The 26,936-nt window shown below is 36.7% G+C and carries 32 protein-coding genes, 1 tRNA gene and 2 pseudogenes; 1 reads left to right on the top strand and 34 read right to left on the bottom strand.

Annotated features, from left to right (window positions below):
* Nucleotide 1: 1 nt before the first annotated feature.
* The 21 genes and pseudogenes from AAAT26_RS06945 to AAAT26_RS07035 all read right to left on the bottom strand — a co-directional run bounded on the left by AAAT26_RS06945 (nucleotide 2) and on the right by AAAT26_RS07035 (nucleotide 11,641).
* Nucleotides 2-337 (bottom strand): hypothetical protein, encoded by a 336-nt coding sequence (locus AAAT26_RS06945; protein ID WP_349209033.1) that lies wholly within the window; start codon nucleotides 335-337, stop codon nucleotides 2-4.
* 295 nt (nucleotides 338-632) lie between these two features.
* On the bottom strand, nucleotides 633-992 hold the full coding sequence (locus AAAT26_RS06950) for a DNA polymerase III (RefSeq protein ID WP_349209034.1): 360 nt from the start codon (nucleotides 990-992) through the stop codon (nucleotides 633-635).
* Between the two features lie 443 nt (nucleotides 993-1,435).
* Nucleotides 1,436-1,828: a hypothetical protein gene (locus tag AAAT26_RS06955; RefSeq protein WP_004694747.1), complete on the bottom strand. Its 393-nt coding sequence runs from the start codon at nucleotides 1,826-1,828 to the stop codon at nucleotides 1,436-1,438.
* A 91-nt stretch (nucleotides 1,829-1,919) separates the two neighbouring features.
* Nucleotides 1,920-2,177: a hypothetical protein gene (locus AAAT26_RS06960; RefSeq protein WP_281782525.1), complete on the bottom strand. Its 258-nt coding sequence runs from the start codon at nucleotides 2,175-2,177 to the stop codon at nucleotides 1,920-1,922.
* A 110-nt stretch (nucleotides 2,178-2,287) separates the two neighbouring features.
* The gene (locus AAAT26_RS06965) at nucleotides 2,288-2,563 is read right to left on the bottom strand and encodes a hypothetical protein (protein WP_058948186.1); all 276 of its coding nucleotides are present in this window, start codon (nucleotides 2,561-2,563) and stop codon (nucleotides 2,288-2,290) included.
* A 257-nt stretch (nucleotides 2,564-2,820) separates the two neighbouring features.
* The gene (locus tag AAAT26_RS06970) at nucleotides 2,821-3,336 is read right to left on the bottom strand and encodes a hypothetical protein (protein ID WP_058948188.1); all 516 of its coding nucleotides are present in this window, start codon (nucleotides 3,334-3,336) and stop codon (nucleotides 2,821-2,823) included.
* A gap of 82 nt (nucleotides 3,337-3,418) precedes the next feature.
* Entirely contained in the window at nucleotides 3,419-4,522 is a 1,104-nt protein-coding gene (locus AAAT26_RS06975) for an ankyrin repeat domain-containing protein (protein ID WP_281782526.1), read from the bottom strand.
* Nucleotides 4,523-4,820: 298 nt separating this feature from the next.
* A complete protein-coding gene (locus tag AAAT26_RS06980; protein ID WP_004694732.1) occupies nucleotides 4,821-5,138 on the bottom strand; it encodes a hypothetical protein in 318 nt (105 codons plus the stop codon).
* 264 nt (nucleotides 5,139-5,402) lie between these two features.
* A complete protein-coding gene (locus tag AAAT26_RS06985) occupies nucleotides 5,403-5,675 on the bottom strand; it encodes a hypothetical protein (protein ID WP_229055759.1) in 273 nt (90 codons plus the stop codon).
* Nucleotides 5,676-5,784: 109 nt separating this feature from the next.
* Nucleotides 5,785-6,066: an RHS domain-containing protein gene (locus tag AAAT26_RS09640; RefSeq protein WP_432049349.1), complete on the bottom strand. Its 282-nt coding sequence runs from the start codon at nucleotides 6,064-6,066 to the stop codon at nucleotides 5,785-5,787.
* Between the two features lie 522 nt (nucleotides 6,067-6,588).
* Nucleotides 6,589-6,900: a hypothetical protein gene (locus AAAT26_RS06990; RefSeq protein ID WP_050774472.1), complete on the bottom strand. Its 312-nt coding sequence runs from the start codon at nucleotides 6,898-6,900 to the stop codon at nucleotides 6,589-6,591.
* Between the two features lie 22 nt (nucleotides 6,901-6,922).
* A complete protein-coding gene (locus AAAT26_RS06995) occupies nucleotides 6,923-7,444 on the bottom strand; it encodes a tetratricopeptide repeat protein (protein ID WP_349209035.1) in 522 nt (173 codons plus the stop codon).
* A 276-nt stretch (nucleotides 7,445-7,720) separates the two neighbouring features.
* Entirely contained in the window at nucleotides 7,721-8,002 is a 282-nt protein-coding gene (locus AAAT26_RS07000) for a hypothetical protein (RefSeq protein ID WP_004694725.1), read from the bottom strand.
* A 183-nt stretch (nucleotides 8,003-8,185) separates the two neighbouring features.
* On the bottom strand, nucleotides 8,186-8,572 hold the full coding sequence (locus AAAT26_RS07005; protein WP_270279006.1) for a hypothetical protein: 387 nt from the start codon (nucleotides 8,570-8,572) through the stop codon (nucleotides 8,186-8,188).
* Nucleotides 8,550-9,098, bottom strand: coding sequence for an RHS repeat-associated core domain-containing protein (locus tag AAAT26_RS07010; protein ID WP_349209036.1), 549 nt, complete (start codon nucleotides 9,096-9,098; stop codon nucleotides 8,550-8,552). Before AAAT26_RS07010 ends, AAAT26_RS07005 begins: the two co-directional genes overlap by 23 nt.
* Nucleotides 9,099-9,127: 29 nt before the next feature.
* Complete coding sequence (locus AAAT26_RS07015; protein WP_270279007.1) at nucleotides 9,128-9,478, bottom strand: hypothetical protein; 351 nt, start codon at nucleotides 9,476-9,478, stop codon at nucleotides 9,128-9,130.
* Nucleotides 9,479-9,729: 251 nt separating this feature from the next.
* Nucleotides 9,730-10,161 (bottom strand): DUF4265 domain-containing protein, encoded by a 432-nt coding sequence (locus tag AAAT26_RS07020; RefSeq protein WP_195394726.1) that lies wholly within the window; start codon nucleotides 10,159-10,161, stop codon nucleotides 9,730-9,732.
* A gap of 96 nt (nucleotides 10,162-10,257) precedes the next feature.
* Nucleotides 10,258-10,590 (bottom strand): hypothetical protein, encoded by a 333-nt coding sequence (locus tag AAAT26_RS07025; RefSeq protein WP_195394725.1) that lies wholly within the window; start codon nucleotides 10,588-10,590, stop codon nucleotides 10,258-10,260.
* Nucleotides 10,591-10,662: 72 nt separating this feature from the next.
* Nucleotides 10,663-11,085 (bottom strand): hypothetical protein, encoded by a 423-nt coding sequence (locus tag AAAT26_RS07030; RefSeq protein WP_049514526.1) that lies wholly within the window; start codon nucleotides 11,083-11,085, stop codon nucleotides 10,663-10,665.
* Between the two features lie 8 nt (nucleotides 11,086-11,093).
* Nucleotides 11,094-11,471, bottom strand: a pseudogene (locus AAAT26_RS09660) (hypothetical protein); the annotation flags it as partial.
* An 11-nt stretch (nucleotides 11,472-11,482) separates the two neighbouring features.
* Nucleotides 11,483-11,641 carry a hypothetical protein gene (locus AAAT26_RS07035; protein ID WP_229055754.1) on the bottom strand — a complete coding sequence of 53 codons (159 nt, stop codon included), beginning with the start codon at nucleotides 11,639-11,641 and terminating at the stop codon, nucleotides 11,483-11,485.
* 46 nt (nucleotides 11,642-11,687) lie between these two features.
* On the opposite strand from AAAT26_RS07035, the pseudogene AAAT26_RS07040 reads away from it, so the two are divergent.
* A pseudogene (locus AAAT26_RS07040) lies at nucleotides 11,688-11,837 on the top strand (helix-turn-helix domain-containing protein); the annotation flags it as partial.
* A gap of 153 nt (nucleotides 11,838-11,990) precedes the next feature.
* Here the strand turns inward: AAAT26_RS07040 and AAAT26_RS07045 are convergent.
* The 13 genes from AAAT26_RS07045 to AAAT26_RS07105 form a co-directional block, all read right to left on the bottom strand.
* Nucleotides 11,991-12,079 (bottom strand) — tRNA-Ser (locus AAAT26_RS07045).
* 188 nt (nucleotides 12,080-12,267) lie between these two features.
* Nucleotides 12,268-13,221: a magnesium transporter CorA family protein gene (locus tag AAAT26_RS07050; protein WP_287551696.1), complete on the bottom strand. Its 954-nt coding sequence runs from the start codon at nucleotides 13,219-13,221 to the stop codon at nucleotides 12,268-12,270.
* A 445-nt stretch (nucleotides 13,222-13,666) separates the two neighbouring features.
* Nucleotides 13,667-15,796, bottom strand: a complete 2,130-nt coding sequence (locus AAAT26_RS07055) for a heavy metal translocating P-type ATPase (protein ID WP_349209037.1) — start codon at nucleotides 15,794-15,796, stop codon at nucleotides 13,667-13,669.
* A gap of 256 nt (nucleotides 15,797-16,052) precedes the next feature.
* Complete coding sequence (locus AAAT26_RS07060) at nucleotides 16,053-17,585, bottom strand: ABC transporter permease/substrate-binding protein (RefSeq protein ID WP_349209038.1); 1,533 nt, start codon at nucleotides 17,583-17,585, stop codon at nucleotides 16,053-16,055.
* Between the two features lie 173 nt (nucleotides 17,586-17,758).
* A complete protein-coding gene (locus AAAT26_RS07065) occupies nucleotides 17,759-18,085 on the bottom strand; it encodes a YolD-like family protein (RefSeq protein ID WP_004694706.1) in 327 nt (108 codons plus the stop codon).
* A 56-nt stretch (nucleotides 18,086-18,141) separates the two neighbouring features.
* Nucleotides 18,142-19,425, bottom strand: a complete 1,284-nt coding sequence (locus AAAT26_RS07070; protein WP_287508274.1) for a Y-family DNA polymerase — start codon at nucleotides 19,423-19,425, stop codon at nucleotides 18,142-18,144.
* 221 nt (nucleotides 19,426-19,646) lie between these two features.
* On the bottom strand, nucleotides 19,647-20,066 hold the full coding sequence (locus tag AAAT26_RS07075; protein ID WP_287508273.1) for a hypothetical protein: 420 nt from the start codon (nucleotides 20,064-20,066) through the stop codon (nucleotides 19,647-19,649).
* 208 nt (nucleotides 20,067-20,274) lie between these two features.
* Nucleotides 20,275-21,633, bottom strand: a complete 1,359-nt coding sequence (gene dnaB, locus AAAT26_RS07080) for a replicative DNA helicase (RefSeq protein WP_128114120.1) — start codon at nucleotides 21,631-21,633, stop codon at nucleotides 20,275-20,277.
* Between the two features lie 69 nt (nucleotides 21,634-21,702).
* Nucleotides 21,703-22,149 (bottom strand): 50S ribosomal protein L9, encoded by a 447-nt coding sequence (rplI, locus tag AAAT26_RS07085; protein ID WP_004694699.1) that lies wholly within the window; start codon nucleotides 22,147-22,149, stop codon nucleotides 21,703-21,705.
* Nucleotides 22,146-24,173 (bottom strand): DHH family phosphoesterase, encoded by a 2,028-nt coding sequence (locus AAAT26_RS07090; protein WP_119562631.1) that lies wholly within the window; start codon nucleotides 24,171-24,173, stop codon nucleotides 22,146-22,148. Before AAAT26_RS07090 ends, rplI begins: the two co-directional genes overlap by 4 nt.
* Before the next feature lie 19 nt (nucleotides 24,174-24,192).
* Complete coding sequence (locus AAAT26_RS07095) at nucleotides 24,193-25,149, bottom strand: DUF2232 domain-containing protein (RefSeq protein ID WP_004698114.1); 957 nt, start codon at nucleotides 25,147-25,149, stop codon at nucleotides 24,193-24,195.
* A 177-nt stretch (nucleotides 25,150-25,326) separates the two neighbouring features.
* The gene (locus tag AAAT26_RS07100) at nucleotides 25,327-25,806 is read right to left on the bottom strand and encodes a DUF4411 family protein (protein WP_004698269.1); all 480 of its coding nucleotides are present in this window, start codon (nucleotides 25,804-25,806) and stop codon (nucleotides 25,327-25,329) included.
* Nucleotides 25,807-25,817: 11 nt separating this feature from the next.
* Nucleotides 25,818-26,933: an ImmA/IrrE family metallo-endopeptidase gene (locus tag AAAT26_RS07105; protein ID WP_004698180.1), complete on the bottom strand. Its 1,116-nt coding sequence runs from the start codon at nucleotides 26,931-26,933 to the stop codon at nucleotides 25,818-25,820.
* Between the last annotated feature and the right edge of the window lie 3 nt (nucleotides 26,934-26,936).

Consider the following 26,936-nt stretch of genomic DNA (forward strand, 5'->3'; position numbering starts at 1 on the left):
TTCATGTTAGAGGAAGAAATTCCATCTTCAAATTATTACTAACAACTAACTCTTTGAATTTATCAGAAAAAGCCCAAATTAAATCATCATTTATATCTTTTGCACAAAACTCAAAACCAGATATATTTCCTAAAAATACAGGTGGATAATCAATAAACTTCTCTCCATCTATTTCATAAAAATTTGATTTTTCTATATCTACTAATTTAGCAGTTAATTTGATTTTTCCAAGGAAAAATTTATATTCATCATTCTTGATTCTAAGTTTAGCCGGAAAAAAATCTAATTCATTTTTTAATTTATCAGCCAATTTATTAATGAAAGTTTCAGAGAACAATAACATCTTAGGAATTGTTTGAATATAATCTGTATTAGAAATATTTTTGGAGGTATATCCACTCTAAGCTATAAAAACTGCTTCATCTGTATAATTACCTTTATTGTAATTAATAAATTCCACAATTTTTCTATCATCCTGTTTTAAGTCCACATACGCTTCTTCATTATCAACAGCAGAGTATATTTGATAAAGAGTCATCATTTTTTCCTTTCTTACTATTACTTTTAGAAATTGGTGCAGCATAAGTATATTTGTAAAATGTTTATTTAAAGAATAAATATTTCAGACAACCTTAATAAAATATTGAGGTCGTCTGAAAATATAACATTACTTTTTCGCAGCACGAATTTTTTTTCAACCCGTTCTCTAAAATAGTAACTTTCTCGGGAGGAGTTCCCCTATCCAAAGCATTCCACCAATTATTTACTGGTTTAACAAATAATTGGAATCCTTCATCAGTTACATTCGACTTTCTAATGATTATATCTTCTTTGATAGAACCATCCTCATTAAATGGGTCAATATCAACAAGTAAGTTATTGTTTTTGAGAAACGTCATAAGTGCAATAGACATTCTGATAGTATCTTCACGATAATCTTCATCAGCATTTGCTTCCCAAAATGTCCGAAAATTAAATAGTGTTATATCCATGATAATCTCCTAAGGTAATCGAATAATTTCGGATATTCCGTCAACATGAACTAAGCTTTTACCATCTCTGACATATACGCCACCTGCATCTCTAATCCTTTCTTCTTTTGCAAGTTGACTCCTTTTTGAAGCAGTCTTGCTAGTAATTTCTTGAGCAAGTCCACCACCATTTTTACCAGATCCCTTTATAACAAAATCAAGCTTACGAGACTCACCTGTTACGGAATCTCTAACAATTTCGTACCGTCTTTTTTGAAGATTTCAGCTTTAACTAGTTGGTCGTGCCGATCGTAGAAGTAGTTCTGTACTTCGCAGTCGACCAGTTCGCGGTGGATCAGGTTGCCGGTACGGTCGTAGTGGAAGCGGATGCTTTCGGTAACGGACAGGTACAGCATGTCGTACTGTGCATCGCGCCAGTCGGTTTCACTAAAGCCTACAGCTTGCTAATTTTGGTTTGATTCCTGGTATTTTGTTGTATCAGAAATAGTAATATCTTCATTATTAAACATATCATCCCAAATTTGTTTATAAAGTTCTTTTGCGGTCATTTGTTGAGGTATTTCAAATGCTGCATCGGTACTAGGAAATTGATCACGTAGTCGTTCTTCTGTCCAGAAATTTAATCCAAATCTTAAACTTTCTTTAATTCTGAACTGGGTTGATATTGTAAAATTTTGATACTCGGGGTACAGATATTCTTTGACTAATCTCTTTACGCTATCTCGATTAACCAAATTTAGACCTGATAAGTCCTCAAGTTTGTTATCTACACCTTCGTGTAATAGTCCAAGAAAAAGTCTAATATATTCAGGACTAACTTTATATAATTTATTCATTTTAATTTTCCAAAAATTGAAACTAATTGACCAGCTTTATTGAATGTAGCTTGTACTTGAGATGTTTGGATTAATGATCCTCTCCCTGCTTTCAGATAGCCCTCTGCAACAATTCTACCCATATCAAAGACAACGGAATCCCCTTTATTAGGAGCTTTTTTAATACAATCTGAATAGCTTCTGCTTGGTCTTCAGGAGAAAGGAATCTTGATGAGTCTTCAGGTCTTCCTCTCTTGCTGTCTGGGCATACACCTGTTCGAGCACGGTATCTCTGCTGTGCTCTTGTTGTACCCGCATCAGGCTCATAGTACCTGAAGAAGTTGTAATGCAGCCCGTTTCGCGGTCGCAATACTGGTTCTGTAAGCGGAAGGGTTGGTATGCGCTATCCGTTACCTTGGTTTCCTCTTTCAGACGACCTTGCGTTTTTTTTGGACCTCGATCCAACTACAGTTAATAAAATTAGATGAATGTATCAGAACACTTGTGTAGTTTATATTTTTCCCAATGAAAATTACTAATATCGTCTTCTGAAGCATTCGCTATCTTTGACTTAATAGAATATTCCATAAATTTCTTTCTTTGTTGAGTTAAGTCATCCTCATTTTCCCAGCAACTCATACATTCATCGCAACAGAGAAATAATTTATTAGAGTCAATATTTTTTTTTATAATTAATCTCCCCTGCCTATCGCATATGGGGCACTCTCTAAACCAAAAATAATCAGTACTTATCATGATGGGTCTCCTGTAATAATTTTATTGGTGCCGTTCATTACAATAATTTTGACTTTTGTAAGAATTGCTCCTGTATCTCTATCATAGCCGATTGGCTGATTCATTTCTACGTTATCTGTATCTGTATCTTTTTCTGAACTGTGCGGATGGGGTCGTCTGAAAAACAGAAACTGTGTGCGAACCACATACACTCTACATCAGGACTGAAGGCTTTGTGCGGGCTACGACTTGCTTAATAAATTTATTGAATATTCCAATTAAAAATACTTAAATGGATAAACATTAAACAAATTATTACTTATACTATTTACTGAATATATAAACTCAGTTTTTATATTATCCGTAAGTGTCTCTCCTTCATCTAATAGGTGCTCTAAATCTCTGTATAACAAAGCTAACTGGATAAATTGTGAGAAATCTATCCCTAAATTTGTAAAGCCAGATCTGGTATACTCTCCAGCATCATGATTATAATGAAAAATGGTATTATCTATTTTATTTAAAAACCATCCATCTCCCTGTCCTGCTTGTCCAATACTCCAAAAACACCTTGATATTTCGGGATAATTACACTCTAGGTATCTATTTTCATTTAAAGCCTCTTCATAATTAAAAAGAGAAATATCAGGTATTATTTCTACTTCCTGATACTTAGCAATAAATAACAAATAGTTATTATCCAGCTTAGGAAGTTTATCTAACTTTTTAACTTCTACTTTACGCTTAATACATATATTAAAAAAATCCTCGGGCATTAATTTTAATTTGAACATAAAAGTATACTCCATAAATTTCAAACCATGTATAGGATTCACCGTCCGACCGACGCCTGCCGCCCCCTTTACGGCCAGGAAATTATAAATAAAGTTGAATAGTACTTGTTATTTTTTTTTGTGTTTCAACACTAATTTCCTGGTTAAAATTTTGGATTAATTTTAAAAAATCAATAATTAATTTGATTTGAGTAGTGTTAAATATCGTACTTTGGTTTCTTAGGGCAATATATAAAAATTCAACAACGTAACCATATAAATGAAATTTAGATAAATTAGAAAAAATATATTTTAAACAGCAAGGAGTAAAATATAATAAAGCCTTATTAGTAAAAGCTTGCCACTCTAGTGATTCAAGTATTGAGAGAAAATCATCGTATGTGATCTCAATCCAAGTTTTAGTAGATAGTTGCATTATAGAAAATATATAAGAGTTATCACTATCATCAAAACTTATGATGTTATTTTTATCAACTTTGAAAACTGGAAAAGTAGGCCTAATTTTTTCCTCTAGATAATTTCGTTCTTGTATATATTTTACCTCCGTAAGAAATTTTTCAAATTCACAATATACTCCTAAGTCTTTGACAAACTTTGAAATATATTCTAAAAAATCATAAATTATATTGATTTCATCTTTGGCTAAAGATTGCAGTAAATTAAATAGTTCACTTACTTCTCCTTGGGATATGTTAGAATAATAGCTAAATAATTCTATGAAACAATCATTATCTATACTAGGGTTTTCTATTGAGCTTAGTAAAAATGTATTTAAATGTAAGGCATTTTCATTTTTTTGTTTATCTAACATTTGATTTTTAATTAATAGTTTTACTATCTTCTCTTTATTTTCGCTGGATGAGTTAATTGCAATTCTAACGGCATTTTCTCCAAATTCATTTTGTATATTTTTATCAGATCCATTATCAAGGAGTAATTTCACCATTTCTATATTTCCAAACATGCATGCATAATGTAGGGGAGTATATCCTAAGTCCCCTTTAAGATCGATCAATGCCCCATTTTGAAGAAATACAAGAGCATCATTTAAAGAATTATTTCTAGCTGCAATATGTAAAACTGTATCATCCATACCTCCTGCTTGATTTATATCTTTAATAGTGTCACCCAAAAAATCAGGATGTGCCTCATATTTTTTTAAAATACATAATAATTCTTTTTCCATTAATAATACCTATAGTTGTAAGTTAATAAATTTAATATCTTGATCTTATTTATTACACGTAACGCAATTTTCTTTATGCTCTTTTTTTAGCTTGTGATTTTGAATTTGCTTGTACTTTCGAATATACCCATATTCCTGCATCAGATACGACTGCTAAAGTAAGTACAACTCCCCAGCCGGTATAGTTGAAGCAAGTGAGGAGAGCATAAGGAAAAGATCGTCTGAAAATTGATTTCAGATAACCTTGATATTTAGCGGAACTCGACCTAACCTACGACTACTGTTTGTTAAAAGGTATTTATTGTCCTTGACCAAGAATTTCTTCTCCAATTATTGAATCTAACTCTATCCATGCATCTTCAAGTTGACTAACAATAGAAGATTTATTTTTATTTGGATCGTCTTTTAGATTGAGATACCAAATATGTGTTAATTTTGGTATTTCATATAAATAAGACGCTAGTCTTTTTTCAATTAGATTATGATTATGAGTATAATGCTTTATTTCATTCAAAATTTTTAATAATTCTTGGTACTCCTTTACATCAAATTCAAGATCCATTCTGACCTTATCAATAAAACTATTATTTTCAAGTTTTTCTAATAATTCATTCATGCTAAATACCTTTCAGTTATACAAAGCCTGCTTCTGCTGGAATAGTTTTTTATTTTTAAAGTTAAGCGTTCAGTCCAATCGAAATAGATAACACATCTTCCTCATTGTCGAGTAGAGATATATCGATAACTTTATCTATTTTATTACTAAATAATTTTAAACAATAAAAATTAGGTTTGTTTATTAATTCTAGCCAATTGCTAATATTTTTTATTTTGATAATAAACAAAGGGAATAATTCTATTGGTATTTCGGCCGAATCATTTATTCCTCCATAAAAGTATACATAAGCAATATCATTTTCCTCTGGTGAAAAAAATTTAATATTTCATTTTTTATCGATAAACTAAAATTTTCTTTTGATAATTCTATATTTCTATTGGGGGTAAAAGTACGATTTATTATTTCACATGAGAGTGGATATGGAATAATTTTTTCAGAATCTGAAATTAAATTATTCAAAAAATGAATTTCTTTCATTTTTTTCATTAAATGATTCTGTTTTAAAGTAAAGATCTTATTTTCTAAAGTTGTCATGATACTATTTCCTATGTTGTACGGTTACATTATCTTTGTAGTACTCCAAGAAAATGTACCATTCCCATTATTTCTTTTTGACTAAGATTTCTCTCCATTTTGGCAGTAGCTACATACTAGTGCGGACAAGGATGTTTTGCAATCGGAAGGGTTGGTGAGCAGTTCCGGATGTGTTGGTTTCGTTCTTCAGTTTGCCCCAGCCGTAATAATCCCCGAACCAAACCAGTTTGCCTTCGCTATCAGTCATCTCACGCGGAATGCCGATTTTATCGCAGTGGAAGTAGTGGCTTGTTGGACGCCTTTTTCGTCTTCGGTTGTCCAATCGCGAACCTGTGCCAAGAGCTCGTAGTTGTCGGGATCGGTGTAGATATAGATATATCTGCCGACCCAAACGAATCCAGTTTCCTCTTCGAGGCCGTCTGAAACTTCTTCGTTTTTTAGGCGAACTGGGGATCGAGTTCGTAACGGCTGGCGAGTTTACCCTGTGTGCGTTCGATTTCGGTAATGACTTCGTCGTCGAGGCTGATTTGGTGTAAGTGCCCGCTACCGTAGTACAGGTAGTTGATCTGTCTGCTGTCGGACAGGACGGTAGCGGTACGGTTGCCGTTGAAATCGTAGTGGTAGCGGATGGTTTCTGAACGGGCAGGTACAGCATATCGTACTGCGCATCGCGCCAGTCGGTTTCAGGCAAACCGTTTCGGGCGTTCTCTTCTTTAGACGGCACTTTCCATTGGTGCTGGCCGTTTTCGTTGTATACGAAGCAGGTAAGGGTAAGCGTATAGGGCAAAGTCGTCTGAAATAACCTTCAGACGACCTTGATATTTTGTTGGGTCTTGACCCAACCTACGCTTGCTAGAAACATTTACAGTTATTTGGATTTTGATTAGCTTTATATAGTTTGAAGGATTTAAAATTAGCAAATTATAAAAGAATTCAGATTTAAAATGAATGTATTTAAATCTCTCTTCCATAACTTAATGCTCTTAGAAAAGTATAATGATATAGCTGGCTCTTCAGATAAAAAACATGCATAACTTTTTTCGATTGGTAAAACTTCCAAGTCATCCATTCCTTCAAAAGCTAGAGTACAAGTTTTGTTTGGTTGGTATCTATGACGAATAGTCCAATATTCTGATATATCTAAATCATTTCCTTCTGATTCTTTTAAAACAATCCAGTTATGGTTATGTAATTGGTCTCTTAAATCTTCAATATGATATTTCATAGTATATTTCCCTCTAGTTATACTACATCCAGGTCGTAGGCGTAGCGGCGGTTAAGTACGGGACAAAAAAGGTCGTCTGAAAATATCGAATCTTACTTTTTGGTTTTTTCTTAGGATTTAATTTTTCTTTACGTTGCTTATAAAATTGCCAATATTTTTTGTCTTCCATAGAGAAAGGTGTGTAACGTAGCTCATTATAAGTTAGGTCAAAATATTTATAAGCATTTTCCATATCACCTAGTTCGTAATAGATAATACCTGCCCATAAAAATGGGCTGCCATCAGGCACTGTTTTTCTAGCCTCAAGCGCAATAAGTATCCACTCAAGAGCTTTGGGATAATCACCTAATTTTTTATAGCTTCCTGAAATACCACAGGCGATTGCCGAAGTAGGCTCAACGAATTGAGTGGCTGGTTTAGGTAAAAGTTCCCATGCTTGATTCAGAATATCAATGCGTTCCTCCGGCGTAGTAGCATCATTTGAGTTACATACAAAATCATTGATTTGTTTGTTTAATTCATAATTTACTTGATCTAAATACATAATTTCTCCTTCTTATGTGCATTCTTTAAAGAGTATTTATTACCATGTTGGTCCAGGTGTGTACCTGTGCCAAAGGTTCGTAGATATCGGGATCGGTGTAGAGATAGGTATATCTGCCGTCTGAATTTTTCTCCTGTAACAGATGGCTACCGTCCTAAATGAAGTAGGTTTGGTTTTCGAGGTCGTCTGAAAAACAGAAACCGCGTGCGTGCGTTCCGCACATACCCTACGTCGGGACTGAAGGTTTTGTGCGGGCTACGGCTTGCTTTATTTTATTTATTTAAAGGATACAATAGAAGTAATTTTATTAATAAATTTTTTAGCTAAATCTTCATTCTCTTTTTTGAAAAATCGAATATCTAAGCCGTCATCTACATCACTAACTAAAATAAATTCTTCTTTCATAAATAAAAAATACCACATATCAGCATTAGGGCTTATAACCACTTCTTGTAATTCAATATCCATTACCTTTATTAATTCATTGATTTCACTGCTATCAAAAGAAAAATCTAATGGAAGAGACCATAGAGATTTATTAATTTTTAATGCCTTCATAATTATCTCCCTAACTCTGCAAGTAATTTGGCGCAATTACCATCATCTAGCAATATCTAGAATTATTTATTTAAAGTACGAATATTTCAGACGACCTCAATTAAAACATTAATATTGTTTAAAAAGCAGATACCATGTATGTTCTACTCACACCTAGCGTAGAAACTGGAAGTTTCATGTAGGCTACAGCTGGTTAAAATATTTTTTTTCATAAGAAATAACAATATTTTCAGCCATAATAATAAATGATGGCGTATCTAAATCAGTATTATTAAACCTTAAATAAAAACAATTTTCTCGTAAACTTGGTAAAATATTTGAATCTATTTCATCAATAATTTTAACAACACAAGTATCTTCATCAATATCAATAGTCCACGTTAAATTTCCAGATAAATATTTAACTCCATACAAATTGATTTCATAATTAAAATAATAACTTGGATCATCACTAACAATAATATTCATCCTTGTAAAATCAAGTAATGTAACTTGAAAGTCTAACCAATCGAAGTTTTCTTTGACGTGATTATTGAATTTCATCAATTCATAAGTTATGGATTCTTTCATATTTATTCCCCTCTGTATCTTTATCTTCAGTTGTTGAACCGCATGATCCAAGTGTATGACCCACCTTTTTATTTGGATCAATCTGAATATGTGTATCTCTGGCAGCAGTACTATTATAGTTAGGATTGATATTACCTTTTTTCCCAGGCTTCAAAGTTGATTCATGATACCACTTACCATCAGTTCCCAAATAACTAGTCCCTTTCCCAATTTCTTGTGCAGAAACTCTAAAAATACTTCCTGTTTTCCCATAATTTGGATCTGCCGGATGAGCTCGTACAGTATATTTCAACCCATCAGAACCCATCCAAGAATACTTCAAATTTGCTGGATAAGCTGAGCCATTCTGAATACTTCCTTGTCGTTGGATTGCTTCATCAAAAAAAGCATAGGGATCTAAAGTTAATCCCAGCGGATCAGCCCAGATTTGTGTATTCGGCGCAAACCGATACAGATTCTCTCCACCCCACAGCCCAATCGGATCCTGATTCACAAACCGCCCGGCCTCAGGCTCGTAATACCTCAAGAAGTTTCATTCGGGCTACTGCTTGCTGTTTATTTCTTAATATATTTTTCTATATATCTGTATTGCTCTTGTGTACATTTAACTGAAAAAAATATTTTTCCACTTATAATACTTTGAGCAGAAAAAATACCTTTCTCATATTTGAATTTTATTTTACTTAACGGAATCCTTCCTTTTCCATTTTCTTTCCCACAAAAAAGCTTATATTGTAACTCATTATTACTTATACCTATGTCTCCACAAGTTTTTTGACTATTATATTCTGATACAATTATATTTAACCAGCCATGTTGAAAATCATACGAGTAATGTGAAACATAAGGTAATTTAGAAGAGGAGGAAACTATTAGAGATAAAATTGAATTTAAAATAGATTTCATAATTTATTTACCATTTAATTTATTAATGAGATTGTCAAAAAACAAATCTCTCAAAGATCTTGATGAAGGTTTGAAGTCGACTGAAAATTATTTTAAACGAGCTTATGGGTGTAGATATAGGTATATCTTCCGTTCGGGTGGACTTCTTGTAACAGGTGGCTGCCTTCACATAGTCTTAAAATTTCTATTACATAAACAATGCTAGAATTTTCTACATATTACGATATTACGCAAGTTATAGCTTGCACAAATTATTGTGCCAAATACCCTGTGTCATAATCTAAATCGTCAGTTTCCACAAACTCATCTAAGAAAATATATATTTCTTCTATATCTACTTGAATTGGTATGTTTATTGCATGGAAATTTGCATTAAATGCTTCAGACTCACATCCAAGACCTAGTAGTTTAGTTAATATTTTATCTTTAAATTTCTGATTTTCATTGAAGAAAACAATCCGCAATGTACTATTTTTACTATGAATTATAGTTTTATCATATAATAAGTAATTTTCTTCTGTTTGTATTACGCTAACAATATCACCTAAAGAGATTTCTTTGCTATAAAAAGGAATATTATTTATTTTAAGATAGCCTTCTTCGGTCTCTTCTGCCCAAATGCTTTCCATAGATACTGGAGGATAACCATCAATTACTTCTAGATTTAAAAAAAGCTTTTTCATTTTAATTACCTCATATAACCTTGCTACCTACTGTAGGATCTTGACTTAACAATTCGCACTTTCTTAAGTTAAACCTTAGTCATATTCTTTATAGAATTAACCATTAATTCTTCCCAGTTCATCAATAAGGATTTCTCGGTTATCTGCAAAGCCGAAATTTCTTAATTTTTTGCCAATAGATTTTTGATAAAAAATATAATCTTTATCATCTATAGAGTAGTCAAGTAAGGTATTTGTAGTTTCCCCAAAGTTATGCAGTACCGTAGATAGAAAGATGCGTCCATTACTACGATAATAAGCGTCATAGCTAATTGTTAAATACCATATTTCTCTTATAAATTTTTTTACATTATCAGGTAACTCCTCTAAATGGCGGGGTAGAGAATCTAAAATAATTTCTCTATTCTCATACCAGCCTAAAGCAATCATTTTCTAAAAAAAATCTGAGTGTATTTCGTATGGTTGTTTCATAAATACTTCTTATTATTTTACTGTAGTATTTTAGAATGAAATATTCAGCCTTATTGACGCCTGTTTGGAGTCATAGATGAACAAAAGGGAATTCCATGCCAATTCAGGTCCTTTAAATTCGAGTACTGGAGCACTTTTTAGTACACAATATGATTTTAAAGGAGGATATAAATTAAGAAAATTTTGAATAATTTTTGATTCTAAGATGTTTTTAGTTAAATAAAAATAGTCATTAAATAAGATATCAATTTCCTTTTTGTATATGTCAATAAATATTTTTCCTTCTTCTCCAAGGTAATAAATATTTTCTTGAAATAAATAAATACCTTCTTGTATATTTTTAAAATTTATTAATTTAGTTTTTTCTTTAATGTCTTTAATATCATTAAAGTTTAAGGAGAGATTATTGATGACAATGTTTTTTTGTTGTATAAATAATTTAATTTGATTCATATGTAATTTTACCTCCTGAAAGATCGAAGTTTGCCAGTACTTGTTAATTTCGGTTTATCCATATCTCGAATATAATATTGGGTTGCTCCCCCATCGCCATATTTTTTATTTGCTTTTGCTTTTGATTTTCCTACGCAAATATCTTCTTCTACTACAAATATATGTAATTGTTTTCTCATGTCACGTGCGGCAGTAGCATTTCCACTATGTCTCACCTATACAGAATCGTTAAATGCTCTGGCATTTCCTCTTGCAGAACGTACAGCGTATCCTCGAACAAAATAATTCCCAGGGGCAGAAGCCATACCTGCCGGCCCATGTGGATACAGTGTAAACAATATTGTCCCTTTTTCTAGGACAACATTTTTCCAATTATCTACACCTGGATAGTCCTTACTTACTTACTTCCTTGCCAGCCAGCCGCTTCACCGGCAGGATCTTGTCCTGCACATGGATCATTACATGTTCCAGGCGATTTTTTAGAACTTAACCCTAATGGGTCAGCCCACATTTGACTGTTTTGTAAAGCCCAATAGAGGTTACTACCACCAGCCAATCCAATCGGATCTTGGTTGATAAATCTTCCACATTCCGGCTCATAGTACTCTGTTCGCAGAATTGCTAGCTTAATCGGTGTTCACCATTCTACTGTAGCAAGAGAATTAAATCGCGTTGAAGGAGAATATTCTGCGATTAAAGCACAGCAGTTAGCAATTAGTAAGTCTGCTAATAATGGTTGCCCTTTAGATTTATTAATAAGACCATTGTATCCCAAAGTTTTGTATTTAGATAGAATAATTCAATTGCTTTTCTTTTAAATTCATAACTATATCTCATTAAAATACCCCCTTTACTGGTTATCCAGTAAAGGGGGTAGATATCATAACCTAAAGGGCTTTCTAATGTGGCGGAGAGGGTGGGATTCGAACCCACGGCCCCTTGCGGAGTCACTGGTTTTCAAGACCAGCTCCTTAAACCACTCGGACACCTCTCCATAACGGTATTATTATATCAGATTGGCCCAATAATAAGCAATAACGTAATATAGAGTAAGAAAAAAGCTGGCTCAAAGCCAGCTTTTTCCATGTGTATTTAATGTTGAATAAAGTTTTCAACTATTTACTATCAAATTATGCTTTCATCTATTTGCTACGGAATTAAGCATTCAACAACTCTCAAATATTAGAACAAGTCTTTTTTCCACATGCCAAAGATGGCGATGGCAGAGCAAATAACAGAAATAATGACAACTTTCACAAAACCGTCTGGATCATCTTGGAACGGCAAGTGCACGTTTGTCCCCCACAAACTGAATATGATGGTTGGCACAGCCATTGTAATGGTAAGGGTTGCCAACATTTTCATAACCATGTTGAGGTTATTAGAGATAATAGATGTGAAGGCATTCATCATATTCATCAAGATATTAGAATACATTTCAACCATCTCGATGGCCTGTTTATTCTCGATGATAACGTCCTCTAGTAAGTCCTCATCCTCTTCGTACATCTTGAGCAAATGTCTATAAGTACTGTGTCCACGCAAGCGCAATAGACGTTCCATAACGGTACCATTCGTACGCAACGCAGAGGTAAAGTACGTCATGGATTTCTGTAATTCCAACAATTGGAAGAAGTCTTTGTTCTTTGTTGTATGACGCAATTGGATTTCAATGTCGTCTGTACGGCGATTGATTTGTTGCAAATAACGCAAGAACAACGTCGCTGTACGGTACAAGATTTGGAACAAGAACCGTGTCTTTTTATACGTATAGAACGTAGACAGTTGGTTTGAAATGAACGGATACAACACCTCGGACTCTTCAAGACATACGGTAATAAAAAAGTCAGGAGTCAAAAAGATACCAAGTGGCACCGTATCGTACATATCATTACCACGAATCGCAGGAATGTTGATAACCACGAAAATATAGTTGTCCTCTAACTCCACGTGAGAACGTTCTTCCATATCGAGGGCGGTCTTTAAAACGTCCGTTGGAATTTCCGTCAAAATATTGATGAGGGACAACTCATCGGGGTCTGGGTTCACCAAATTTACCCAAGAACCTTTTGTGGCATCTGATACAGTGCAGTCTGAAACTAACTCTTCTTCTATGTGTTTGTACACCGTGATCATGCTATCCCTCCTTCCAACGAACATATAGTAATCATCTAATAAATTATATACTATTTTATAGCTATTATTCAATTCAATTGTGAAAGTTTTGTTTATGTAGTATATACATAAATCACTTTATGTCTATTAACAATGCACAATTGTATATGTTAAAAGTATCTCAAAACATTCTTATATCAAATCTACCAAAAAATCTAGCGAACAGATAGATTAATAAGGCTGCTAAACTAAAAAATCCACCAAAAGATTAAACCACTAAAACTTACAGTGAGTAAGTATGCAAACAAATAATCAGCAATATATCATTAGGTTAAATCTTATAAAAATAACCTCTATACTAGCTTGTCGCTAATATAGAGGCTATTCGTTTTATCCTACTCTATCAGTTCAGAATAGTATTATTTGTTATATTTCTGTATGGTTCTATAAGATTACTTTCACCAAATTAACGGCGTAAGATACGAATAGAGTTCAAGATACAAAGAATGGATACACCCGTATCACCGAATACGGCCCACCACATAGATGCATAGCCCATAAGACCTAGTGCCATAATAAGGATTTTAACGGCAATAGCGAATACTACGTTTTGCCAAGCAACGCGCAAGGTCGCTTTGGACAAGTCAAGGATATGTGCAATAGCAGTCAAGGATGGACGCATGAATACAACATCTGCCGCTTCGATAGCCGCATCAGCACCGCTACCCATCGCACCACCTACATCAGCACCAGCAAGCACTGGAGCATCGTTGATACCGTCCCCTACGAACATGGTAGGACCATATTCGGAGCGAATATCTTGTACAACGGATAATTTATCTTGAGGCAACAATTGAGCACGCACAGCACTTACGCCAGTTTCTTTGGCAATATACTTAGCACTTGCTTCAGCATCACCTGTAAGCATAACCGTTTTAATATCTTGACCATTAAGATCAGCGATAGCCGCTGCGGAGTCTGGACGAGCTTCATCGGCGATGATGATGCGACCAAGGTATACATTACCTTCTGCGACCAAAACCTCTGTGCCGTATTCAGTAGCTTCTGTTGGATAACCTTGAACAGCATAGCGTTCCATAAGACGACGGTTACCAACGAGTACTTGTTGGCCGTCAACCATGCCCACCATACCTTCACCGGCTAATTCTTGAACGAAATCAGAAGGTTCCACTGTAAGGCCTTGATCTTTTGCTTCAGACACGATGCTTGTTGCGATTGGATGTGTAGAAACGGCTTCGATAGCTGCCGCCATGGATAACAATTGACTGGAACTTACATGAGAGCCTACAGTTTCTACGCTGTGAACTTTGAACTCACCAGATGTGATAGTACCAGTTTTATCGAGAGCCACTGCTTTCACACCAGCTAACGCCTCGATAACACGACCACCTTTAAGCAAAATACCGTGTTTAGAAGCATTACCGATACCGGAGAAGAATGCAAGTGGCACACTAAGTACCAATGCACATGGACAGGAAATAACGAGGAATGTTAAGGCTGTATAGATCCATTTATGCCATTCACCTGTAATAAGGGATGGGATGATAGCAACCACCAAGGAAAGAGCTACAACAATTGGTGTGTACACACGAGCAAAACGCGTAATGAAGCGGTCGATTTTAGGTTTGGAAGATGCTGCATTTTCAACGGCATCAAGGATTTTTGTAACCATAGATTCTTCAAGAACCTTATCAACGCGCATCGTAATACGACCAGATTCATTGATACAGCCAGACATAAGTTGTGTGCCAGGTACAGCGCGAACAGGTACAGGTTCACCTGTTACAGGAGCTGTATTAACGCGAGTTTCACCTTCTAAAACGGTACCGTCTAGAGGAATTAAATCGCCAGGGCGAACTTCAATAGTACTGCCTACCTCAACCTTTTCAGGAGCCATAATTACGATTTCACCACCGCCGCATGTGTCTACAACGCGCACCTCTTGAGGACGCATATCGACAGCGTTCATGATTTCTGTACGACTACGATCAGTTGCTTTTTCTTCGAAGAACTCACCGATACGGTAGAACAAGATAACGCCTACGGCTTCAGGCAATGCATCGATAGCAATAGCGCCCAATGTAGCGATAGACATCAAGAAGTTCTCGTCGAATACTTGACCTTTTAAGATATTGCGACCTGCGATACGCAATACGGGGAACGCAAGTAAGATATAGGCAATATAATAAATTGGAGTTTCAATACTCTCTGGCAAGCCGATGGATGGGACAAAGGATGACAAAACTTCATAAATCATGAATAACAAACCTGCTACAATGACTACAATTGTTACAGCATCACTACCACGATCCTGGTCAGGACCATGATCATCCATAGCCGCTTTAGATTTACGCTCGTAATCCGCTACGGTTACGCCCTCTTCGATGGCATCACAAATATCTTGAATGTCACGTTTAAGCGCTTCACGGTCTTCCCAAGAGCCGGTTAATTTTAATTGATGTGTAGCAAGTGTAAAATTGGCAGTCTCTACAACATCCATTTTACGGATACGATCTTCAATTTTTGCTGCGCAGTTCGGACAGTTCAAATCCTTCAACAATAATGTTTCTTCCATGATATCTCCTTTGATAATAGTGAAAGTTTCTATCTTGTATTATAAGTTAATTTATTGTCTATTTCTAATACTTATTAGACATATCTTGTTTCATATCTTGTTATATATGTTCCTAAACATTATTCATCAGATATTTTTTATTTATATGAATATCTGTTCATATGTTTATATTACATCAAAGGAAATTAAATGTCAATACAAAATCATATTCAATATATATCAAATTTTATTTACTTTAGTTCTAACTATATTCACCTTATATCAAATTTCGTTCTACCAGGAATTTATGTGCTACATCAGCTGGCAGTTGATGTTCCGTTTCAACGGCGTAATTCATCTTCGCCATCTCTTGATCTGTAATCGTATGATTTAAACTTTCTAATACAGGCCGCAGTTCAGGATGAGCAATCAACACTTCGCTACGTACGACATTACCAGCCATATAGGATGGATATAAATGTTTATCATCTTGTAACACCGTAATCGGTGCAATACTTAATTGACCATCAGTCGTGAATATCGGCATTGCATCCACCTCACCACGACTAATAGCCGTATATTTTAGCCCTATATCCATATCTTTAGTAGCTTTAAAGCTCATGCCATACACATGTTGTAATCCAGCATAGCCATCCTCACGACCAAAGAAATCATACTCCCCACCTAATGTTAGGGATGGTGCTATACGAGCAAGATCGGAATACGTTTTTACACCATAGGCCTGAGCAATCTCATTGCGCACTCCTATGCCATAAGTATTATTAAAGCCGTACATGCCGACCCACTCAAAATTATATTCCTCTTTGTAGGCCTGTGAAAGCTCATTAAATAGGCTTTCATCATACGCATCCGTACGTTTCAGCACAGCAGACCAAGCCGTACCAGTATATTCAGGATATATATCAAATTGGCCGGAAAGCATAGCTGGTTGAATATTTGATGTACCACCGCCTACACCTTCTGTAACCTCTACGGTTAAATCAGTCTTCTTCTCGATTAATTCTTTTAAAACATTCCCCAAAATAAGCTGTTCCGTCATAGGTTTCGTTGCAATATGAATAACATCGGTCTTCACATGACGGCAATACATAGCCCAGCCACCTATACCCATTGCAATTAGCGTCATAATCGAAACAAATATAATCGTATAACGCTTCATATGAGGGCTAATACGCGTTACTCTTTCACCTAGAGAAAAGAGCGCATCAACAGTAATGGCTAATAGTGCAATCAGTAGACTACCGGCAATCGTCAAAGCACTTTGATTCGTTGTAATGCCCCTATAAATCGCCACACCTAAACCACCAGCACCAATAAAGGATGCAATACCTGTCAAGGCAATGGTCATAACGAGCATAGTCCGTATACCAGCCATAATCGTCGGCATAGCCAAAGGAATCTCTATATTCCACAAACGTTGAATCCGCGTGAGCCCTAATGCAATCCCCGCTTCACACATGGCTTGATCAATCTGGTTAAGACCAGTAAATGTATTTCGTACCATCGGTAATAAAGCATATATAACCAATGCAATGATAGCCGTCGTATTACCAACACCTGATACGTACAACAAAAGGCCTAACATCGATATAGATGGAATTGTATATAGGAAATTAACCACTACCATAACTGGCGCAGCTAGCCGTTTATATTCGTATATAAACACACCCAATAAGCCACCGATGATGGTAGCAATAACAGAAGCTAATACTGAAATTTCTATATGCTCCCATAATAGCTGGAGGAAAAAATCATAGCGATTTATAAGTAATGATATGACATCATGCATTACATACACCGCCTTTCTAAGTCAAAAAACACGAAAAATTATATAGGTATATTAGAGTCAACAAAACTAAAGAAATCTTTATAAAGCTATATTTACCCATGATACTATTGTATACCTAATTATTTCTTAACTCTAGTCTATTTACCATACACAGTAAAAGCCATCATTTATATTTATATATCATACAAGTTCAGCTCTTTAATATATCTGAAAGGAATAACAGTTCCTTGTACAGATAGAATTTGTAATTGCTCACTAATCATATCAACAGCGCCTATAAGTTCCGTATATTTTCGTTTGTTGTAGTAAACGATTCGTACCCACTCCCCACAACGTACAGATTGTAAAACTGTATTTAACTCGTCTATTTGATCCTCTGATAACTCTGCCCGATTTTCTTTTGGCTTTGCTACAGCGGCTAATAACGCTTCAAATCCCCTCAATGCTGCAAAGGGCATAAATTGTTTTGCTCGCTGTAACCGAGACATGCGATGTTTCATTAATTTATACCTCCCCTTACGCGACTAATGTATTTCCAATGTATCCATTATAATATCTATTCCCCATTATGACCGCCTACCAAGGTATTTCTAAAGCGCATGGTGCCTTCCTCTTGTAAGCTCGATGCACGCAAAATAGAATTCTTACCAAACTGTTCCTTAATGGATAGCATAGCCTCTTGTACCTGTCGCTCTTTTTCCTCTTCATTTGTAGTAAGAGTGCTAAATAGGTCCACCTCTTGAGGTATGGCGGATCGATTGACTAAATCCTCAAAGCTGATTCCTATGCGACGGATGAGCTCATTTTTACGGCAATGCTGCTCGTATAATTTAATAACTGCCGCCGTTAACACCTGCAAAGAGTCAGTGTACTGCTTAAGCTTTTTAGAACCTCCTGTAGAGCGCATCATTTCATCAGCATAGCCGATATGGACATGAATGTGATTCGTGACCCCTTTGATTTGTAAAAGCTCTAATACCAAGGACTCTACCATTTCGCGCATAGGCACGTATGCCTCTTCATAGGTATAATTACGCAACAAAATCTGACTGTGCGAGATAGAGTGCTTAATAGGTCGATACGCATGGATATCCGCAATCGTACAAGGCTCACGGCCCCAAGCATGGTCAATGATGAGCTCTGCATTAATGCCAAACTCCTTGTACAACTTCGTCTCTGGAATCATAGTAATACCATGTAAGTCATAAGCACCATACTTATGCAAACGATTAGCTATGCCCTTACCAATCTGCCATATATCGGTCAAAGGCTGATGATACCAGATTGTCTCTTTAAAAAGGCTTTCATCAAGATAGCCTATAAAATCAGACGCATGTTTCGCCAAAATATCAAGGGCAATCTTAGCAAGAAACAAATTTGTTCCGATTCCAACGGTGGCATAAATCTTCGTTGCCTCTAGCACAGCATCGAGTAACATCTGCGCCAACTGACGAGGCGTCTTTTTATATAGTGGTAAATAGGGCGTGATATCGATGAAATACTCGTCGATAGAGTACACATGTACATCTTCGGGCGCCACATACTTGAGCAAGGTTCCATAAATCTCAGCAGACACCTGCATATACCGCTTCATATGTGGCTTCACCGTCAAATACTCAATATACGGTGGAATCTGAAATAATCGGCTGCGATTTTTAACACCTAACTTTTTTAAGGCAGGAGAAATAGCCAACGTAATAGCCCCCTTGCCACGAGAACCATCGGCCACCACCAGAGGCGTCATAAACGGATCCAGTCCCAAATCGGCGCATTCTACAGATGCGTAAAAACACTTCAAATCAATGCACATATACAGCCGATCCGTATCAGCTGAACCCATACAAACACCTCCCTAAATCGCTAAACAACTGGCTTTTACAAAAATTAGAACACAAAAACTTCTATGATTAGTATAACAAAAATATAGAGTATTTTCAAACATATGTTTGTTTTTATTCTAGTAAATTTATAGAAAATAAAAAGCACCTAACACTAGATATATAATCTAATGTTAGATGCCATATATTTAACAGACTATTAAAGATAGCTAATTTATTTCTATCAAAACAAACTTAATAACACTAATCCCCCTAATACAATTGAAACAGCGCCATACTCAATAGTTATCGTCACATTATCTATACTTACTTCTCCATTTTTTGCAAGCACACCTGTCCGACTAAATTGAACCATAGGTCCACTGGTTGGTGCAAAAGGAATATAAAACTCTACACTCTCAGCAGTATAAGTTTCACCATTCAAAATATACTTAATATCATAACCATAAATATATCTATCCGCACCAATCACTCTAAACGGTATTTCCTTTGTAACTCGTGGAAGTATAGACACAATCGTTACTGGAGTTCCATTGCGACGTAATAAAAATCGTTTGATAATTAAATACAACCCACTAATTATTAACCCAAGAGCCACACAAAAGAAGTAAAACACAAAAAACTCAGTACCTCTAACCATCATACGCTCCTCTCCCAACAATACAACGAAAACTATCTAGTACCACTATATTGATGGGACACCTTCATAACTACAGTGATAAAAAGAAAGGACTATACTTATGCAGCGACATCAGGTCACGAGGAGCAAAGAAGTATAGTCCTTTCTTTTTAATTAAAATGTAGCTATGTCACGGGTCCCCATCAATATAGGCCCCCCACGATAGTTTTCATTATTGTTCCGGCCCTAGGTCTCGGAATTCTACGTCTCTAAATTGTGTTAATTCTCCAACGAATTGGAGTTCTACGGTACCGACGGAGCCATTACGGTGTTTACGAATAAGGACTTCTGCATTGTCCCCTTTTTCGGAGTTTTCATCGTAATATTTATCGCGGTACAAGAAGATAACAATATCCGCATCCTGCTCAAGAGAACCAGATTCACGAAGGTCCGAAAGTACAGGCCGTTTATCTGGTCTGCTTTCAACACTACGAGACAACTGAGACAAAGCGATAACTGGTACGTTAAATTCACGAGCAATCAGTTTAAGATTACGAGAGATTTCGGACACCTCTTGTTGACGATTTTCACTGCCCTTACCAGCATTTCGACCTTGCATCAACTGAATATAATCGACGATAACGAGATCGAGGCCATGTTCCACCTTGAGACGGCGCAATTTAGAGCGCATATCTTGTACGGTAAGACCCGGCGTATCATCGATAAAGAGCTTGGATTTACTCATGCGGTCCGCTGCAGCAATAACCTTTTCCCAGTCAGCAGGATCCATGTTCGCACGGCGCAATTTTTCAGAACTCACACCTGCCACGGAGGACAAAATACGACCAACGAGCTGTTCCTTGCCCATTTCCAGGGAAAAGAACGCCACCGTCTTGTCGTACAACATCGTTACATTTTGAGCGATATTCAAGGTGAAAGCTGTTTTCCCCATCGCAGGACGAGCTGCTACGAGGATGAGGTCAGATTTTTGTAAGCCGTTGAAAATATGGTCCACATCTTTAAAGCCTGTTGGCACGCCTGTAATAGCACCATCATGCTGTTGCAGTGCATTAAGTTTATCTAGATTAGATAAAACCACTTCACCAATGGCTGCAAAGGATGATTCAGACTGAGTTTGACCGCTTACGTCTAGCACCATTTGCTCTGCCTTATTGAGGATTGCCGTCGGCTCATCTTCGCCAGCATACGTCATGCCTACGATTTTATTCCCTGCATCGATGAGGCGGCGCAACTGAGCTTTCTCGCTGATGATTCTCGCATGTTCCTCTACATTGTAGGAAACCGATTCATTCGCAAGAGATGTAATATAAGCAAGACCACCTACCGCATCGAGGCGCTTACGACGGTCTAGTTCTTCACCAACGGTGATAAAATCAGCCGTCTTATTGGCATGCACGATTTCTAAAATAGCATCGTAAATAATACGATGTGCATCTCGGTAAAAATCTTCAGATTTAAGAATACTCGTCACCGTATCTACAACGGCTCCCATATTGGATCCATTAGTTAATAAAGCCCCCAAAACGGCCTTTTCCGCATCTAGATTATGCGGTGGAATGCGTACATCCATGATAATCCCCTTCACACAACCACTATGGATAAAAGAATTCACCATACTCAAAGAGCATGGTGAATACTATTATTCGGCTACTACATTAACCTTGATAGTACTTGTAATTTCAGGATGAACACGAACTAATACGTCATGTACGCCCAATGTTTTCAATGGTTCTTTGATTTCGATTTTCTTTTTATCGATATCCACTTTATATTGAGCTTTAGCAGCATCGGAAATATCTTTAGCAGTAACGGATCCGAATACACGGCCTTCTTCGCCCATGCGAACTTTTACAGTTACTTCAACCTTAGTCAATTGAGCTGCCAAGATCTTAGCTTCGTCATTTGCAACGGCTTTATTATGAGCAATGGATTCTTGTTTTTGTTTCGCATTATTTACGTTAGTTGCTGTACCTTCAAGGCCGAGGCCTTTTTTGATCAATACATTACGACCATATGCGTCGCTAACTTCAACGATTTCGCCTTTTTTACCAACTTTTTTAACGTCTTCTAACAATACTACTTTCATTGTTGTTCCTCCTCTTGTTCTACGGAATGAAGCGCCTCAAGAGCATGCTCCAAAATGGCCTGCTTCGCTTCCTCTATGGTCATACCTTGTAATTGAGCACCAGCCACAGTTCTGTGACCGCCACCACCCAAGGCTTCCATTACAACTTGTACGTTTACCTTGCCTTTGGATCGAGCGCTGACGCCGATACCGCCATCATTTAGGGAATATAGTACAAAAGCTGCTTCAATATCTTCATTACTGATGAGCATGTCCGCACTTTGTGCAGCCAACGCCATCATATCCTTCAAACCTTCAGGCGCTACGGAAATAGCAATCCCTTCAGTACGACTTGCTTCAAATACCATTTTAGCACGCAATTGGATAGAATCGAAAGTTTCAATAAACAATTGTTTAACTCTGTCGATATCCGCTCCTGCACGGCGCAAAAATGCTGCAGCCTCAAAGGTACGCGCACCAGTTTGTTGAACAAAGTTCTTCGTATCTAATACGATACCTGCATAAATGCCTGTAGCTTCCGCTTTTGAAAGTTTTACAGGAACGCCTGCATATTGTACAAGCTCTGTTACGAGCTCAGATGTGGACGATGCAGTTGGTTCCAAATAGGTAAGCAATGGATTTTCCACAAAGTCCGCTGCGCGGCGATGATGGTCGATAACGATGCGTCGTTCAGAAATTTCAAGCGCCTCTTGAGCCGCCACCATTTCCTGACGATGCGTATCACACACGACAGTGAGCGTATTCGCATCTACCCATACTCTTGCAGCTTCTGCAGTAATAATATTCTCTTTCCAGAACTCTGACTCGTTAAGAACATTCACCATTTTATCGATGGCGCTAGTTTCTTTTGAAAGCGCAATGCGCACGTCTTTACCAAGTGCTCGAGCAATGGCGGCTACACCGATAATACCACCTAATGCATCGTAGTCTTCACGTTGATGCCCCATGATAAGAATCTTATCAGAATCAATCATAAGCTCATGTATTGCTTGAGATACAACACGAGCACGAACGCGCGTATTCTTCTCAACGCCTGCCGTATTGCCACCAAAGAAACGCGTACTTTCACCATCCATAATGCACACTTGGTCACCACCGCGACCTAAGGCGATATCTAAGGCTGCACGAGCACGACCAGATACATCTTTCACAGAACCTACATTTTCACTAATACCAATAGAAATCGTAGCTGGTACTTGACGCGGAGATGGTACTTTACGAATTCGTTCGAGCACTTTAAAACCATCTTCCTCCATTTCATGAAGCGCACCACGAGAAATGGCAAAGGTATACATATCATCTTGGAAGTTACGAATAAAACCTTCGTAGCGGTCGATTTCATCCATAATGATATTATTTATATCTGTCCAAATACTAGTATACTCACGATCACTAAGACCTTTTGTCAATTCTTCGAGATTATCGATTTGAATCATACCCCATACAGGCTGTCCCTCTTCGGCTTTAATACGGGCTTTTTCTAGGTCCGTAATATCCTTGAAGTACAGCGCCATCACTGCATGTTCCGCCAGTTCATCTTCACTATCAATATCTGATCGGGTATCCCGAGGATCGATAAATTTATAAATAATTTGGAAGTATCGATTTTCATATTTTTCCGTCATATATCCGGACTTACCCCAGATTTTATCGATACGGAAACCAGGCAACAAGGCAGACATTTTTTGGAGCTTATTCCAATCCACCTTAACCCAGTCAGCGAAAACACTGTTATTCCACACCAATGTGCCTTGCTTATTAACAAGAACAATCCCCATTGGCAAATTTTGTAAAGCAAAGTTAGAAGCTTGTGTGACATTTTTCATCATCGCACTAAACTGTTCTCTTGCTAAACGACGCCGGTTATGAAGGGTATTATAATTAACCAAATACGCCGCTACTACAATGATTAATGCTAAAATCGCAATAGCCCAATTTAAATAGGCCAGCAATAATAGCAATAATACGAGAACGGCAACAATGGTAATTTCTAAACCTTTCCATCTCCGTTGAAAGGATTTCATAACGGCCTCCTTTCTATTACTATTGACGCGCTTTGTAACGTGTCCGTAAATCTAAAAACATATCTATAACACCAAATATCGCTAGTGCTTGTCCAAAGAAGAAGGCATATACACCAAGCAATATCCACTTCAATTTATTACTCATGCGATAACTACTCATTAAGTCTGCTAAAGCTGCAAAGCCATGAACAGAACACATAGAGCTACCGAGGAGTAATACATTAGTACTAATGGCTGTGACCCATGAAGAATCCATATTAATATGTGGAGCACCATATATACCAATAATGCCTAACGCATATAAACCGGCACTCCAGACAGGCATCTTCCACTCTTCAATCGGTAAAAATCGAGGTATGGAAATATGTAATCGCTTGCCTAACCATATAGATATCTGAATAGTTATATAACTATATGATACTGCAGCTATAGCTATAGCTACAAAAAACGCATCCTTCAAACCAGTAGCTAACTTATCTACATTTTTCACAAATAAATCCGCTTGTTCTTGTGTAATATTAGAATTCGTTTGTAATGCTTGATCAGCAATCATACGAGCTTGCTCTGTCATCTGTATATCTATCATTGATAAGTCAATACCAGATATATACGCTTGTGCAATGAAAGTTACTAATACAGCAACAAACATAGCAATACTAGGGAGTAGTAACCGTTTAATCGTTCCCAATGAAAGACGATTACCCTCTCCTACTCCTACACCTACCGCAGCAAATAAGCCAACAGGTATACCATTCCATGGTCCAAATAAAATTACTGCTAAGAAAGTAGTAACAATAGCTGCCGATATACTATATTTACGGCCCCATTTTGTTCCAATTATGCCAATGGCCGCAGGTGTAACAAAAAATGATAAAAAGGCGAAAGCTGGTATATAAACACTGATAGCACTAAGGATAACACCTATAGCACTAACAAAGGCAGTTTCCACCATCGCTCTTGTATTTGTTTTATTCATAAATCACCATTCTTACATAAGAAGATATATTAATTGGTATCTTTTAATTATAACAGTTTAAAAAGGTAACTTCAAATACCCCATGTGGTAGATAATTGCGATAGTAGTGCTATTTATAGTACTGATAGCACACACAGGCAACGTAAAATAGGGAGCTACCTAAAGTAGCTCCTCATCTCATATTACCATATGTAGTTGGCGCATCATTTCAAATACATTCACATATGAAACATCAAAATACTCACATATATCCGGTATCTTGACTTTTGTAGTCTTTGGTCCCGCTAGAACTTCGTGGGTTACAACTACACCTCTGTGGACACTCGCATAAGCTATAAGCCAAGGATCCGCTTTAGCCAAAAAACGATGTTTTTCAGCATCCTTATATTGTTGATTTAACATCACATATTCAGCTATATCTGCATATGTATTTTGTATCTCAACATCATTTGTCGCTTCGGTAAACCTCAAATAATGAGTGTCAAACCAAATAGATAACTCATCATTACCACTCATAATTTCATTTTTAATGTGATCAATAGTTAAAATATTACCTCTGCTGTGAGATATCAACTCATTCCAGAATGATGGAACAATATCAAACCCATAATATCGGTTCTTTGCATCTATAAAGGTATTACTATCAAGGACATACATAGTTTTCTCTCCTAAAAACTATATTCATTCACATATTTTGTAAAAGTACTACCACGTAAGCCTAACAACTCATACGCATCTCGATATGCCAGTTCGCCTGCTCGAGCGGCTTTGACAACAGTACGACTAAAACTTTCCCCCAACCGAGCATGAGCAGTGACATAAAAATTTCCACCATCTCTTGTCTCTCGTTCAGGTAAGCTTTCTAATCTCTGATTAAAACATTCCACTAGGTTATGATATTGAATTCGAGTAATATATCCATGCTCTAATGCTATCCGATAGATAACATACTCACTCACCTTAAAGCGCTTAGCTATGGTTTCATAATCCTCCGGATGTTCATTCCACAAAGGAATAAATTGGGATTTCGGCACAAGAAATTCACCTGCAAAGCTGTTACAATACGGCTCAGAAGAGCTATCAGTAACGCCTTCTTCACCTAATAATATATGACAAAGCTCATGAATAATCGTAAACAGCCTACCATGATTCGAGTCAGTTCCATTGATAAAAATAATAGGTGCATAAGAATCAATTAATGTAAACCCTCTAAATTCATCAACGGATAATTTACGTCTAGTATTAGAGCCCACGATGCCGTTAACAAATACAGTAACACCTATAGTCTCGATGCGTTTGCGTATATATGTAAACGGATCCGCTACACCTATTTGCCAGCCAGCCTCTATATCTAATAACGAATAAGCTTGATGCACAAGATCTCTGCTATCCATACGTTTAGAAAAGCTCCCTACATAAGGTAACGCATCTATTCCTAAATTAAGCTTTCGATATTGGCTCAACCAATCTTGTCGAATCTGCATATCATAAATAGTATCTCTTAACTCAGGACTATATGGTCTGTCAGCGATTTCACCATTCAGTTTTCTAAAATCAGTAATCTCTTTATCCGATAACGGTGGAGGATTCTTTAAATAAATATATCCTAACGGTACATTGGAAAAAGTAGCTAATGCCTGTATTTGACAAATTGTCGGATGCACACGACCTGCAATCCACTCTCCATACTTTGGAAATCGCTTATAGAAAGCTTCATAACCTTTACCACTATATTTAGGCAACCAGTTTAAAATAGCCCCACTCACTGGGAACCGTTCAGACATACC

Source organism: Veillonella parvula, from assembly GCF_040094895.1.
GTDB classification, from domain to species: domain Bacteria; phylum Bacillota; class Negativicutes; order Veillonellales; family Veillonellaceae; genus Veillonella; species Veillonella parvula_L.